Source organism: Magnetospirillum sp., assembly GCA_027532905.1.
Lineage (GTDB): Bacteria > Pseudomonadota > Alphaproteobacteria > CACIAM-22H2 > CACIAM-22H2 > Tagaea.
The window spans coordinates 465,017-477,581 of sequence record JAPZUA010000001.1; the positions used below are offsets into that span (position 1 = coordinate 465,017).

Below are 12,565 nucleotides of genomic sequence, written 5' to 3' on the forward strand. Positions count from 1 at the left end.
TAGGCGATTCTAGAGCGAGCGGCGGGCGAAAGAAAGCAGCCCCGCCGCCCGCCCGCGAAAAGCTCAATTGACCAGCATCACCGCGCGGCGATTCTGCGCCCACGCCTGCTCGGTCGAGCCGAGCACGGTCGGGCGTTCCTTGCCGAACGACACGGTCGAGAGCCGGCGCGCTTCGATGCCCTGCGAGATCAGGAAATTGCGCGCAGCCGCCGCCCGGCGTTCGCCGAGGGCGAGGTTGTATTCGCGCGTCCCGCGCTCGTCGGCATGGCCTTCGATCGTGGCGGCCACGGTCGGGTTCTGGCGCAACCAGCCCGCCCAGCCTTCGACCGTGCGGCGCGCGTCGGTGCGCAGATCCGAGCGGTCGGAATCGAAGAAGATGCGGTCGCCGACGCGCTGGGCGAGATCTTCCTGGCTGCCGGGGCGCACGCCGCCGACATTGCCGGCATTGGCCGAGCCCACACCCGCACTGCCCACCGCAGGTGCATTAGCCACGGCCGGCACGCCGCCGCCCGATCCGCCCACGCCACCCGTGTTGGTGCCGGTCGTGTCGCACGCGCCCAACAGGGCGAGAGAAGCCGCAGCCGCCAGCAATTTGCCGCGCATGGAAATGGTCATGGTCTTTGGTCCTCCGGGAAATGGCGCACGCCTTGTGCCGTGCGAATCGGGCGCGTTGCAATACCGAAGCACGCAAAAACGCACGGGGAGTCCGCAAGGTGGCGGACGTCTGCGTCGGCACGATGGCCTTTTTGCGGCTATTTCGCGGCCGAAAGCCTTATTCAGCGCACCCTATTCGACGCGCAGCACGACCCGACGCAAGAGCGCCGAGGCGCGCAATTCGCCCTCGAGCGGCGGTGCATTCTCCTGGCCGTAGGACAAGGCCGTGATGCGCGACAAGGCAACCCCGGCATCGGTCAAAAACGCCTGTACGGCCGCCGCGCGGCGCACGCCAAGGGCAAGATTGTAGTCGGGCGAGCCGACGAGATCGGTATGGCCCTCGACGACGATGCGCGCGTCCGGTGCGGCGTTGAGATGCGCCACCGCCTGGCCCAGCGTATCGCGTGCCACTTGCGTGATCGCCGCACTGTCCGGCTCGAAAAATACCAGATAGGCGCGTGCACCCGGCGGCGTTGCGGGCGGGCCTGCTGATTGGGTCGCCGTGCAGGCCGCCATTACGGCAGCGATCACGGCCAGGGCGCAGAGACGCAAGATTCGCATGGTCGGGATCCGCCAGGAAGACGAAGAAGAGAAACGGGCACAAAAACGCCCGCCCGGGCGCAAACCCGGACGGGCGCTTGTATCGACAATCTAAGCTTACCCGGGACGAAACCGTCCCGAGGCGGCTTAGTTGACCTGCATCACGCCGCGGCGGTTCTGCGACCAGGCCGCTTCGTTCGAGCCGAGGACCGCGGGGCGTTCCTTGCCGTACGAGATCGTCGCCACGCGACGGGCTTCGATGCCCTGCGAGACGAGGAAGTTGCGGGCCGCCGTCGCACGGCGTTCGCCGAGGGCGATGTTGTATTCACGCGTGCCGCGCTCGTCGGCATGGCCTTCGATCGTCACGGTGACCTGCGGGTACTGGCGCAGCCAGGCAGCCCAACGCTCGACCGTACGGCGCGCTTCGGGGCGCAGTTCCGACTTGTCGTAGTCGTAGAAGACGCGGTCGCCGACATTCTGGACCAGATCTTCCTGCGAACCGGGGCGCGGGCCCGGGCGCGTCGCCGGTGCCGGAGCGGCGGCGGCGGGGGCCGCAGCAGCACCGGTGCTGCCGGTGGCGGCTTGGTTCTGCGGGGCGGTCTCGCACGCTGCGAGCAGAACAACTGCCGCGAGCGTGCCAATCAGCTTGAAGCGCATCTTAAAGGAACTCCTCTTTCTTCCCTGAACCCCGCGCCGTCTCTACGACGGGGGCAACTTTGGACGGTGGTCGTCGGAGCGGAAACCGTCCCGACGGTGGCAATCATCGATGCCGACAACGGACCCTTGTGGCGCTTCGAGCGTTGCGTGTCTCGCGTCTATCGCAAAAACCATCGCAGGTCGATGGTCGTTTGCGCATAGCTGCGGTGCAGCATCGCCCGCTTCGGATTTCGGAACCGGTCACGGCAAAACCGCGTGCAATATAGAAGCGCGAGCACGGGGAATCAAGCACTGTCAAGGCAGTAGCGGCGACCAGGCGGGGTCGGACCCATCGGCCGGCGTGAGGATCTCCCGCTCATTGTAACCCGTTAAATCAATTGAGAAAAGTCGTGCTCCACCCCCTGCCCCACGGGCGTCGCTGGGACCCTGGCGAAAATACATCACTACGCGCCCATTCGGCGCCCAGGTCGGTCCTTCGACCAAAAAGGCGCGCGTGAGCAGCCGTTCGTCCTGCCCGTTGGGGCGCATGACGCCGATGTAGAATTCGCCCTCGGTTTGCTTCGTGAAGGCGATCAGATCGCCGCGCGGCGACCAGACGGGCGTGGAATAGCGCCCGGTGCCGAAGCTGATGCGCTGCACGTTGTCGCCGCCGGCCGTCATCGTATACAATTGCTGCGTGCCGCCGCGATCGGAGTTGAAAACGATCTGGCGCGCGTCCGGCGAATAGGATGGCGACGTGTTGATCGACGGATGCTGCGTGATGCGCGCCTGCTGGCGCGTGCGCAGATCGAGCGTGTAGACGTCCGTGTTGCCCTGGGCCGACATCGACATCACCACGCGGTTGCCGTCCGGCGAAAAGCGCGGCGCGAACGTCATGCCCGGGAAGTCGCCCACCACTTCGCGCTGGCCCGTGTCGATATTGTAGAGATAGACGCGCGGGCGCACGATGTTGGGATTGTTGGGCTGCGGCACGTAGGCAAGATACGTGATCTCCTGCGCCGTCGGCGAAAAGCGCGGCGTGAGAACGAGCTCACGGCCGTCGGTGAGGAACCGGTGGTTGGCGCCGTCCTGGTCCATGATGGCCAGGCGCTTCACGCGCCGCTGCTGCGGCCCCGATTCCGACACGTAGACGATGCGCGTGTCGAAATAGCCATCCTCGCCCGTCACGCGCTTGTAGACCGCGTCCGACACGATGTGCGCGATGCGGCGCCAATTGGCCGCCACAGTCGTGTAGACGCGGCCCTCCATCTGGCTTTCGGCGAACACATCCCACAGCCGGTATTCGACGCGCAAACGCCCGTCGCGCTGCGTCTCGACGCTGCCTTGCACAAGCAACGCGGCATTGATGCCGCGCCAATCGGGAAAGCGCGGGGCCGCACTGCGCATCTGCGCGGGCGTTTGGATATAGGCGCGTGGATCGATCGGGCGGAACAGACCCGAGCGGTCGAGATTGGCGGCAATGACCTTGGCCACCTCCGAACCCGTCGCCGCATCCGGCCCTTCGCCGAAGAATGGCGAGATCGCGGTGGGGACGGGATCGACACGTCCGCGCGTGATGTCGATTCGCACTTGGGCGGCCGCCGGAACGGCCGGTGCGAGAGCCGCCGCCGCAAGCCCGCCGAAAACGGCGCGGCGCGAGAGAGGGGGGAGAATTCGGTCGATTTTGGCCATCGGGCGATTTCCAGACTGTTGCAGCGGAAGCTTGAAACGATAAAGCCTAAAACGATTCGGGGTTCAGCGTCTTTGGCCGAGCATTTCGGCCGCGCGGAAAGCGAGCGTGAGATTGCCGTTCAGCATCTGCTGGGCGTTGTTGGCGGGCATCGGCAAGGGTGAGGCGCGCAAAACCGCCCGCCGTGCCCCCTCGGCAAAAGCTTGGCGGAATGCGTTGTCTTCGCCGGTCGTGCGCTCGATGCGCACGTCCGAGACGGTGCCGTCGGCCGCGAGCCACACGCGCAGCTCGACCCCGAACGTTTCCACACCGCGCGCACCCGCATCGATGTTCCAGTACTGCGACACGCGCTGACGGATCGCGTCCTGGTCGGTCATCGACAAAGGCAGCAGCGGATTGTTGGGCGCGTTCGATGCGCGCACCGCTGCCTGCTGCTGGGTGGGTGCAGGTGTTTGGGCTGGCGTGCTCTGTGCGGGTGCCGGGCGCGGGCGCGTCAAATCGCGCAGCACATTGTCGAGATCGAAATTCTGCTGCGGGCGCGCTTGCGGCGCTGCCGGTGCGGGCGGGCGCGGGGCCGGGGCCGGCGGCGCTGGCACAGGCGGCGGCGGTGCGGGGGCAGGCGTGGGTGCCGGTGCCGGCTCCGGACGCGGCGCTGGCGTGGGTACCGGCGGCGGCGGTGCAGGTGGGGCCGGAACAGGCGGTGCCGGCGGCGGCGGCGGTGCGGGCGGCGGCGGGGGGGGTGGCGGCGGCGGTGTGGGGCGCGGCACAGGCGGCGTGGGGGCCGGCGGTGTCGGTGTGGGTGCGGGCGGCGCTTCGACCTTCGGCGGCTCGGGGCGCGGCGGTTCCGGGCGCGGCGGTGGGGCGTTCGTGATCGCCGCGATCGGCAGCACCTCGAACACCAGCGGCCGTTCTTCGACCGGCAATTCGCGCGTCAGCAGATTGGGGATGCCGAACACCGCCATTGCGAAAATCGCCGCATGCAGCGCCGCCGACGCCGCAAGCCCGCGCCCCATGCCGAATGGCTCGGGTGCGGGCTCGTCGAATGCGGCAGCGGCTTGTGCGATCATCGCAAGCGATCCGTCAGCGGCGGGCGGGCGGCGTTGCCCCGCGCGGCACTTCGGCGACGAGTGCCACCTTCGTGTAGCCGGCCGCCGCCACCGCCCCCATCACTTCGAGCACGCGGCCGTAATTGATGGCCTTGTCGCCGCGCACGAAGATGCGCGCCTCGGTGTTGTTGTTGGTGATGGCGCGCAAGCGCGCCACCAGCGCGTCCAATTCGAGCTCGGTGTCCATGAGATAGACCTTGCCGTTCGAATTGACGCTCACCACCAGCGGCTCGTCTTGGCCCGCCGCGCGTGCGGCTTGCGTCTGCGGCAGATCGACCGGCACGGTCGAGGTCAGCAGCGGGGCCGTGATCATGAAGATCACGAGCAACACGAGCATCACGTCGACGAAGGGTGTGACGTTGATTTCGGCGACCATGCGCGATTGGCGCCGCCCGCCTGTCCCGCGCCTGCCGCCTTGCATCAAGGGTCCGGCCATGGTTCAGCTCTTTTCTTCGAGCTGGCGCGACAGGATCGCGCCGAACTCGGACGAGAACGTGTCGAGCCGCCCGGCATAGCGGTTGAGCTCGGTCGAAATCTTGTTGTAGGCGATGACCGCCGGAATGGCCGCGATGAGGCCCAAGGCGGTCGCGAACAATGCTTCGGCAAGGCCCGGTGCGACCGAAGCGATCGACGTGTTCTTGGTCACGCCGATTGCGTGGAACGAGCGCATGATGCCCCACACCGTGCCGAACAGCCCGATGAAGGGCGCGGTCGAGCCGACGGACGCGAGGAACGTCATTTGTTTTTCGAGCCGGTCCATCTCGCGCGACAAGGTGACGGCCATCACGCGCTCGATGCGCGCCTGCAGGGATGCGCGCATCTGGCCCGCCGCGACGAGCCCCTTGGCGGCCGTGCGGCGCCATTCGCGCATTGCGGCTCCGAACATCGCGGTCATCGGATCGGACGGCTGGGCGCCGACGCGGTCGTAGAGATCTTCGAGCGAACCGCCGGACCAGAACTGGTCTTCGAACTGGTTGGCCGCCGCCTGCAGCTTGCGCAAGCGCAGCCACTTGTCGATCACGATCGCCCAAGTCCAGAACGAGGCGAGCACCAGCACCAGAATGACGAACTGCCCGACCAGATCGGCATGCAGGAACAGCGCCCACGGCGTGAATTCCGGCATGCCGCCGCCGGCCAAGGCTGTCGTTTCGACGGTACGATCCATAATGCAGTCTTCCTTCGCGTGAATGACGTTGGCTTTTGTCTCAATCTTTCGTGACGATAATGTGGCGTGCGAGGGCTTCGCGCACGTCGGCCGGGAAACGCGCAGGCTTACCGTCGGCCAGACGCAGGCATGCCAGACGCACGCGGATTTCTGCAAGAGCGGTACCATCGCCGGCGCGGCGGACGATCTGGTCGGCCGTGGCCGATGCCCCGCCCATCTGCACGACAGTCGTTTCGACGACAAGCGCGTCGTCGAGCTTGGCGGGGGCCACATACTCGACCGCGACCGACTTGACCGCGAACGCAACACCGTCGCGGCGAGCGACGTCGTGCTGCACAATGCCGGCGGCGCGCAATATCTCGGTGCGCGCGCGCTCGGCGAATTTGAGATAGTTGGCGTAGTAAACGATGCCTGCGGCGTCGGTGTCTTCGTAATAGACGCGGAGCTCGAAGCGATGGGCGGCGGTCATGGCGCTGCCTCGTCGTCGTCGCTGGCGGCCGGGTTCGCGAAATCGAGCTGCACTTGGGCACCCGCCGGCGGCGTGAGGCCCAGATGGCGCCAGCCTTTCTCGCCGAGCACGCGGCCGCGCGGCGTGCGCAGCAACAGCCCTTCTTGCATGAGGTACGGCTCGATCACTTCTTCGATCGTATCGCGCTGTTCGGCCAAAGCGGCAGCGAGAGTCTCCACACCCACCGGCCCGCCACCGTAATTTTCGGCCAGCCCCCGCATATAGCGCCGGTCCATCGCATCGAGGCCGAGCGCGTCGACCTCGAGCTTGGCAAGAGCTGCATCCGCTGCCGCGCGGTCGATGGTCTTCAAGCCCGCCACGGCGGCAAAATCGCGCACGCGGCGCAACAGGCGGCCCGCGATACGCGGGGTACCCCGGCAGCGTTTGGCGATTTCGCGGGCACCATCGGGGGCGAGGCTGCACCCCAGAACGCCTGCCGCGCGTTTGACGATCGCCTCGAGCTCGTCGGGCGTATAAAAAACGAGCCGCAGCGGAATGCCGAAGCGGTCGCGCAAGGGCGTGGTCACGAGGCCCGCACGCGTCGTCGCCCCCACGAGCGTGAAGGGCGGCAGGTCGATACGCACCGAGCGTGCGGCCGGGCCCTCGCCGATGATGAGGTCGAGCTGGAAATCCTCCATCGCCGGATAGAGGATTTCTTCGACCGCGGGTGCGAGGCGATGGATTTCGTCGATGAACAGAACGTCGCGCGGCTGCAGGTTGGTGAGCAACGCCGCAAGATCGCCTGCGCGCGCGATAACCGGGCCAGAGGTAGCGCGAAAGCCCGTGCCCAGTTCCTTGGCGACAATTTGCGCAAGCGTCGTCTTGCCCAAACCCGGCGGCCCGTGCAGCAGCACATGGTCGAGCGCTTCGCCGCGCCCGCGTGCCGCTTCCACGAACACGCGCAGATTTTCGCGCACCTGGCGCTGGCCGACGAACTCGTCGAGCGACAGCGGCCGGATTTTCTGTTCGGGCGCGTCGTCGGGCAGACTTTCTCGACTTACTTCGCGCGGCTGTTCCTCGGGCGACTTTTTCATTGCCCGAGTTCCTGCAAGCCCGCCGGGATCAGCGCTTGCACGCTCGCCCCTGCCCCCAATTTCTTGACGGCCTTATTGACGGCCGCGACCGCTTCGGCGCGCTTGTAGCCGAGATTGACGAGGGCCGAGACCGCATCGGCCGCGGCTTCGCTTGCAGGGGCCGCACCGGCCAAGACGGCGGCACCGCCGGCTTTCGAAGCCGCGATCGCAAGCCCGAGGGCCGAGACTTTGTCTTTGAGCTCGCTTGCGATGCGCATGGCGAGTTTGGGGCCCACACCGTCGGCACGCGTGAGCGTCCCCTTGTCGTCGGCCAAAATCGCCGCAGCGATTTCGCCGGGTGCCAACGCCGACAACAGCGCCAACGCGGCTTTGGGGCCGACACCCTGCACGCTCGTGAGCAGGCGATAGCAATCGCGCTCCTCGGCGGCCGTGAAGCCGAACAATTCGAACGCGTCTTCGCGAATGCTGGTTTCGATGAGCAGCGTGCAGGCCTCGCCCGCCCCCGGCAAAGCTGCCAGCGTGCGCGAAGAAGCGCGCACGAGATAGCCCACACCACCCACATCAATCACGCAGCTCTCGCGGTTGATTTCGTCTACGCGGCCTTTGAGCTTGGCGATCATCGCGCACCTACCCCGCCAGCACCGGCCATGACTGTACCCTTGGCCCAGGCATTGCGGCTGGCGGCGTGGTGCGCGTGACAGATCGCGATGGCGAGTGCGTCGGCCGCATCAGGCCCGGCGAATTCCACGCCCGGCAGCAGGCGAGACACCATCATCTGGATCTGCGCCTTGTCGGCATGGCCTGCCCCTACGACCGCCTTTTTGACGGCGTTGGCCGCGTATTCGGCAACAAGAAGACCGCAGCGTGCGGGCGCCAGCAATGCAATGCCGCGCGCTTGCCCAAGCTTGAGCGCGGACGCGGGATTGGCATTGACGAAGGTTTCTTCGACGGCCGCTTCGGCGGGCTGCCAGCGCTCGATCGCGGCAAGGAGGCCGTCGTAAAGGCTTGCGAGGCGCTGCGCCATCGGCTGGTCGCCGTCGCTCTGCACGCGTCCGTTGGCGACGTGGCTCAAACGGTTGCCCTCGACCGCGATCACGCCCCAGCCGGTGGTGCGCAGACCCGGATCGATGCCGATGAGCCGCATCTGCGGCATCTCACGCCGACAATTTGGCGAGCACGGCGTCGGCGACTTCGAAATTCGCCGTCACCGTCTGCACGTCGTCGTTGTCTTCGAGCGCTTCGATGAGATCGAGCACGGCGCGTGCCCCCTCTTCGTCGAGCGGTACGGTCACGTTCGGCTTGAAGACGAGGGCGGCACGCTTGGGCTCGCCGAATTTGGCTTCGAGAGCCGCACGCACAGGTCCGAAATTCTCCACGCTCGTCGTCACGACATGGGCTTCGGCATCGCTTTCGACGTCGTCGGCCCCGGCCTCGAGGGCGGCCTCGAACATGGCGTCGGAAGCCGCCTTGTCGGGTGCGAACGCGATCTGGCCCACGCGCGCGAAATTGAAGGCGACCGAATTTGTCTCGCCCAATGCCCCGCCGTTTTTGGAGAGGATCGTGCGGATGTCGGGTGCTGTGCGGTTGCGGTTTTCGGTCAGCGCTTCGATGATGAGTGCGACCCCATTGGGGCCGTAGGCCTCGTAGCGCACTTCTTCGTAGACCACGCCGTCTTCGCCGCCCGAGCCGCGCTTGATGGCGCGGTCGACCGTGTCCTTCGGCATGTTGTTTTCGCGCGCGAGAATGACGGCGGCGCGCAAGCGCGGATTGGCGGCGGGGTCGGGCAGGCCCGTGCGCGCGGCAATGGTGATTTCGCGGATGATTTTGGTGAAGATTTTGCCCCGCTTGGCATCCTGCTTGCCTTTGCGGTGCATGATGTTTTTGAACTGGGAATGACCTGCCATGGTGATAAATCCCGAAAGTCGCCGAAACCGAATCGGCTAGATATACGGAAACTCCGGCAAAACCTATACCAAATCTGGCTGGGCGTCACGGTTTGTTCTCGGTCGCTGCGATTTGCGCGTATCTTGGCGCAGCCTCGAAACGAACCGATGGGAACCATGCGCCTTTTTCTCGCAGCTCTACTTTTTGTCGGCGTCGCCGCCCATGCCCACGCCGAGACCGTGCGCGCGGCGTCGACGCACGATTTCGAGACAACCATCGCCCGGCTCGAAGCCGCCGTGGCAGCCAACGGGTTGTTTCTGGTCGCGACCGCGAGCGCCTCGCGCGCGGCGGCGGGCCAGGGTATTGCCATTCCCGGCAATGCGGTGCTGCTCGTTTTCAACAATGCGTTCGCGCGGCGCATGCTGGCGGCGAGCGTGGAAGCCGGCATCGAAGCGCCGTTGCGCATCTATGTGACGCAGGGTGCCGATGGCCGCATTGCCGTCGCTTGGCCCCGGCCCGCGTCGGTGTTCGCGCCCTACAAAAGCGCTGCGCTCGATGCGATGGCCGCCGAGCTCGATGCGCTCTTCGAGCGCATCGTCGCCGACGCCGTGGAGATGAAATAGAGAAATGGATATCACCCCGCTGGCACTGGTGGCGCTCGGGGCCGGGCTCGGCTTCTGCCTGATCGGCGGCCGCATCGGGTTTGCCGGTCCCTATCGCCGCTTGCTCGAAGCGGGCAACGCCGACGGAGTTCGCGCGCAATTGGTGTTTTTGGGCGCCAGCATTGCGCTGCATGCGCTTGCCTTCGGCCCTGGCGGCTATAGCGGCGGCTTCGTGGCACCGGCCGGCCTTGCGGTCGTCGTCGGCGCCTTCGTGTTCGGCATCGGCATGCAGATGGCCAATGGCTGCGGCTCGGGCACGTTGGCGGCCCTGGGGGCGGGCAGTCTGCGCATGCGCGCCGTGTTGCCGACCTTTGTGGCCGGCGCATTTGCGGGCTCGCTCGCAGCCCCGTTCTGGTCCGATCTGCCGGCATTTGCCGCGGTGTCGCTGGGCGAAATCTGGGGTTGGGGACCTGCCGCGTTTTTTCAGCTCGTACTTGTGGCAGCCATTTGGTTTGCACTGCCCGGCGCCAGACGCGTAAGCGCGCGCCCGGCGACGGCGGCATTGGCCTTGGCGGGCTTGAGCGTCCTGTGCCTGCCGCTCGCGGGCCATCCGTGGGGCATTACATCGGCCTTTGCGCTCGGCGGCGCCAAGATCGCCCAAACGGTCGGCTGGGATGCAAGCGGGTCTGTCGCGTGGTCGCAAGGCTGGATGGCCGAAGCCCTGGCAGCACCGCTCTGGCAGGACACGACTTTTCGTCTCGATCTCGGCCTCGTGCTGGGGGCGTTTGCCGCCGCGCGCTGGACAAGCCCGCGCCCAAACTTCGAAAAACCCGATGCGCGCGGCTGGATGCTCGCGGCCGTCGGTGGCCTTTTGATGGGCTACGGGGCGCGCATCTCGGGCGGGTGCAATATCGGCGCATTTATCGGCGGGGTCGTATCGGGCAGCCCGCATGGCTGGCTGTGGATCGCCGCCGCCCTTGCGGGCAGCCGTGTCGGCATCACGCTGACGCCGTCACGACGCAGCTAAGGCATCGCAGGCGCCAGCTTGCCGCCCTGGCGCACGGGTGCCACGCGCGTCGCAAGGCCGGTGTCGGCGATTTCGGCATAGATCGCGCACAAGGTGCCCTCGCCTTCGGCCGGTGTCAGGCGCTCGCCCGGCAGTTTGCGCACGAAGCGCATCGTCGCCGGTTCCTTCTTCATGCCGATCACGGAATCGTAGTCGCCGCACATGCCGGCATCGGTCTGGTAGCCGGTCCCGCCCGTGAGGATCTGCGCGTCGGCCGTCGGCACGTGGCTGTGCGAACCCACCACGAGCGACACGCGCCCGTCGCAGAAATGGCCGAACGCGTATTTCTCGCTCGAGGCTTCGCCGTGCAGATCGACGAGGATGGCGGCGACACCGTTGGCACCCAGCTTGTGCTTCTCGAGGGCGGCATCCACGGCCGCGAACGGATCGTCGAGCGGGTCCATGAACAGCCGCGCCATCGCGTTCATCACCACGATCTGCCCGCCCTTGGGCAAGCGATAGACGCCCACACCTTTGCCCGGCGTATTTTTGGGGAAATTGATCGGGCGCAGGAGTTTCGGATCGCGGTCGATCGTCAGCATCAATTCGCGCTGGTCCCACACATGGTTGCCGGTGGTGATGCAATCGACACCGGTCGCGTAAAGCTCGGCCGCGATCTTGTCGGTGATGCCGAAACCGCCGGCGGCGTTCTCGGCATTGGCGACCACAAAATCGAGATCGAGCTGCTTGCGCAAGGCCGGCACGTAGCGAGCGGCGGCCTCGCGGCCCGAGCGGCCGACAATGTCTCCCAAAAACAGCACGCGTATCATGTCGTCCTCAAAAGCCTTTCCAACTCAGCCAATGGTCGGCGCGCGCATCGGCCGCAAGCGGTGCGAAGGCAGCGCGCTCGGTCACAATCCAGTCGAGCGGCACGTCGTGCGGTGCGCGCGGCACGTTCGGCGTTTCCTGCATTGCATAGCCGATTCCCACCGCCAGCACGCGCCCGCGTTTGCGCAATCCCGCGAGCGTGCGGTCGTAATAGCCGCCCCCGTAGCCCAAACGATAGCCCTGGCGGTCGAATGCCAAGAGGGGTGCCACGACGATGTCGGGCACGACGGCAGGCGCATCGCGCGACGGCTCGGCCATGCCGAAGCGATGCGGCACGAGCGGAGCACCCGGCATCCACGCGCGGAACACGAGCGGTGCGGCTTTGGCTTCGACGACCGGCAACGCCAGCGCCACACCCTTGGCCGCCAATGCTTCAAGCAGCGGCAACGGATTGATCTCGTCGCCAAAGGCAGAATAGGCGGCCACGACGGCATTCTGCGGCACCTCGATCTGCGCCAAGAAGCGGTCGCGCACGGCGCGCGCGGCACTCGCAGCCTCGAGCGCGTGCACGCCCGCGCGCAGCTTGCGCATGTGGTCGCGCAATGCGGCTTTCTCGGGGCTTTGATCAAGCGGCGGCGGGCGGGCGCTCACAGAGGGTTTCCGATCCCGGCAAGCCTGAATTGCGAAGAGGCCTGAATTGCGAAAATGAAAGAGTGGACGGAGCCACAGCGGCCGTCGGCGTTGGTTTCCTCCGTGGCCCGCTATAAGCAGGTGGGAACCATATTCCGAAACCACGGTTTCGGAAGGAACAGTCCCCTAGGAGTGTGTATCGCCCCGGGGAATACGCATGCCTAACGCACCCCGCAGCCCCGTCCGTCTTCAACATAGGCCGCTGCCGCCCCCATAGCAACC

Annotated in this window: 16 protein-coding genes and 1 other RNA gene; 2 read left to right on the forward strand and 15 right to left on the reverse strand. The window is 66.5% G+C overall.

Annotated elements, in window-relative coordinates; all coding sequences use genetic code 11:
• Window positions 1-63: 63 nt before the first annotated feature.
• The 12 genes from pal (O9320_02235) to O9320_02290 form a co-directional block, all read right to left on the reverse strand.
• On the reverse strand, window positions 64-615 hold the full coding sequence (gene pal / locus O9320_02235) for a peptidoglycan-associated lipoprotein Pal (protein MCZ8309642.1): 552 nt from the start codon (window positions 613-615) through the stop codon (window positions 64-66).
• Window positions 616-786: 171 nt separating this feature from the next.
• Window positions 787-1,215 carry an OmpA family protein gene (locus tag O9320_02240; protein ID MCZ8309643.1) on the reverse strand — a complete coding sequence of 143 codons (429 nt, stop codon included), beginning with the start codon at window positions 1,213-1,215 and terminating at the stop codon, window positions 787-789.
• A gap of 126 nt (window positions 1,216-1,341) precedes the next feature.
• Window positions 1,342-1,851 (reverse strand): peptidoglycan-associated lipoprotein Pal, encoded by a 510-nt coding sequence (gene pal / locus O9320_02245; protein ID MCZ8309644.1) that lies wholly within the window; start codon window positions 1,849-1,851, stop codon window positions 1,342-1,344.
• Window positions 1,852-2,145: 294 nt separating this feature from the next.
• The gene (tolB, locus tag O9320_02250; GenBank protein ID MCZ8309645.1) at window positions 2,146-3,522 is read right to left on the reverse strand and encodes a Tol-Pal system beta propeller repeat protein TolB; all 1,377 of its coding nucleotides are present in this window, start codon (window positions 3,520-3,522) and stop codon (window positions 2,146-2,148) included.
• 63 nt (window positions 3,523-3,585) lie between these two features.
• Window positions 3,586-4,587, reverse strand: coding sequence for a TonB C-terminal domain-containing protein (locus O9320_02255; GenBank protein MCZ8309646.1), 1,002 nt, complete (start codon window positions 4,585-4,587; stop codon window positions 3,586-3,588).
• 13 nt (window positions 4,588-4,600) lie between these two features.
• The gene (gene tolR / locus O9320_02260) at window positions 4,601-5,062 is read right to left on the reverse strand and encodes a protein TolR (GenBank protein MCZ8309647.1); all 462 of its coding nucleotides are present in this window, start codon (window positions 5,060-5,062) and stop codon (window positions 4,601-4,603) included.
• A 3-nt stretch (window positions 5,063-5,065) separates the two neighbouring features.
• Window positions 5,066-5,791, reverse strand: a complete 726-nt coding sequence (gene tolQ / locus O9320_02265) for a protein TolQ (GenBank protein MCZ8309648.1) — start codon at window positions 5,789-5,791, stop codon at window positions 5,066-5,068.
• 40 nt (window positions 5,792-5,831) lie between these two features.
• Complete coding sequence (gene ybgC / locus O9320_02270) at window positions 5,832-6,260, reverse strand: tol-pal system-associated acyl-CoA thioesterase (GenBank protein ID MCZ8309649.1); 429 nt, start codon at window positions 6,258-6,260, stop codon at window positions 5,832-5,834.
• Window positions 6,257-7,333 (reverse strand): Holliday junction branch migration DNA helicase RuvB, encoded by a 1,077-nt coding sequence (ruvB, locus tag O9320_02275; protein ID MCZ8309650.1) that lies wholly within the window; start codon window positions 7,331-7,333, stop codon window positions 6,257-6,259. Before ruvB ends, ybgC begins: the two co-directional genes overlap by 4 nt.
• Entirely contained in the window at window positions 7,330-7,953 is a 624-nt protein-coding gene (gene ruvA, locus O9320_02280; GenBank protein MCZ8309651.1) for a Holliday junction branch migration protein RuvA, read from the reverse strand. Before ruvA ends, ruvB begins: the two co-directional genes overlap by 4 nt.
• Window positions 7,950-8,477 carry a crossover junction endodeoxyribonuclease RuvC gene (gene ruvC / locus O9320_02285; protein ID MCZ8309652.1) on the reverse strand — a complete coding sequence of 176 codons (528 nt, stop codon included), beginning with the start codon at window positions 8,475-8,477 and terminating at the stop codon, window positions 7,950-7,952. Before ruvC ends, ruvA begins: the two co-directional genes overlap by 4 nt.
• A 10-nt stretch (window positions 8,478-8,487) precedes the next feature.
• Entirely contained in the window at window positions 8,488-9,237 is a 750-nt protein-coding gene (locus tag O9320_02290) for a YebC/PmpR family DNA-binding transcriptional regulator (GenBank protein ID MCZ8309653.1), read from the reverse strand.
• A gap of 156 nt (window positions 9,238-9,393) precedes the next feature.
• Between O9320_02290 and O9320_02295 the strand changes: the two genes are divergently transcribed.
• Window positions 9,394-9,840, forward strand: a complete 447-nt coding sequence (locus O9320_02295; protein MCZ8309654.1) for a DUF302 domain-containing protein — start codon at window positions 9,394-9,396, stop codon at window positions 9,838-9,840.
• 4 nt (window positions 9,841-9,844) lie between these two features.
• The gene (locus O9320_02300; protein ID MCZ8309655.1) at window positions 9,845-10,846 is read left to right on the forward strand and encodes a YeeE/YedE family protein; all 1,002 of its coding nucleotides are present in this window, start codon (window positions 9,845-9,847) and stop codon (window positions 10,844-10,846) included.
• On the opposite strand, the gene O9320_02305 is transcribed toward O9320_02300, so the two are convergent.
• The 3 genes from O9320_02305 to ssrS all read right to left on the reverse strand — a co-directional run bounded on the left by O9320_02305 (window position 10,843) and on the right by ssrS (window position 12,526).
• Complete coding sequence (locus O9320_02305) at window positions 10,843-11,652, reverse strand: TIGR00282 family metallophosphoesterase (protein ID MCZ8309656.1); 810 nt, start codon at window positions 11,650-11,652, stop codon at window positions 10,843-10,845. The two genes, O9320_02300 and O9320_02305, sit on opposite strands and share 4 nt — an antisense overlap.
• 10 nt (window positions 11,653-11,662) lie before the next feature.
• Window positions 11,663-12,304, reverse strand: coding sequence for a 5-formyltetrahydrofolate cyclo-ligase (locus O9320_02310; protein ID MCZ8309657.1), 642 nt, complete (start codon window positions 12,302-12,304; stop codon window positions 11,663-11,665).
• Between the two features lie 65 nt (window positions 12,305-12,369).
• Window positions 12,370-12,526, reverse strand: a non-coding RNA gene (gene ssrS, locus O9320_02315) — 6S RNA.
• Between the last annotated feature and the right edge of the window lie 39 nt (window positions 12,527-12,565).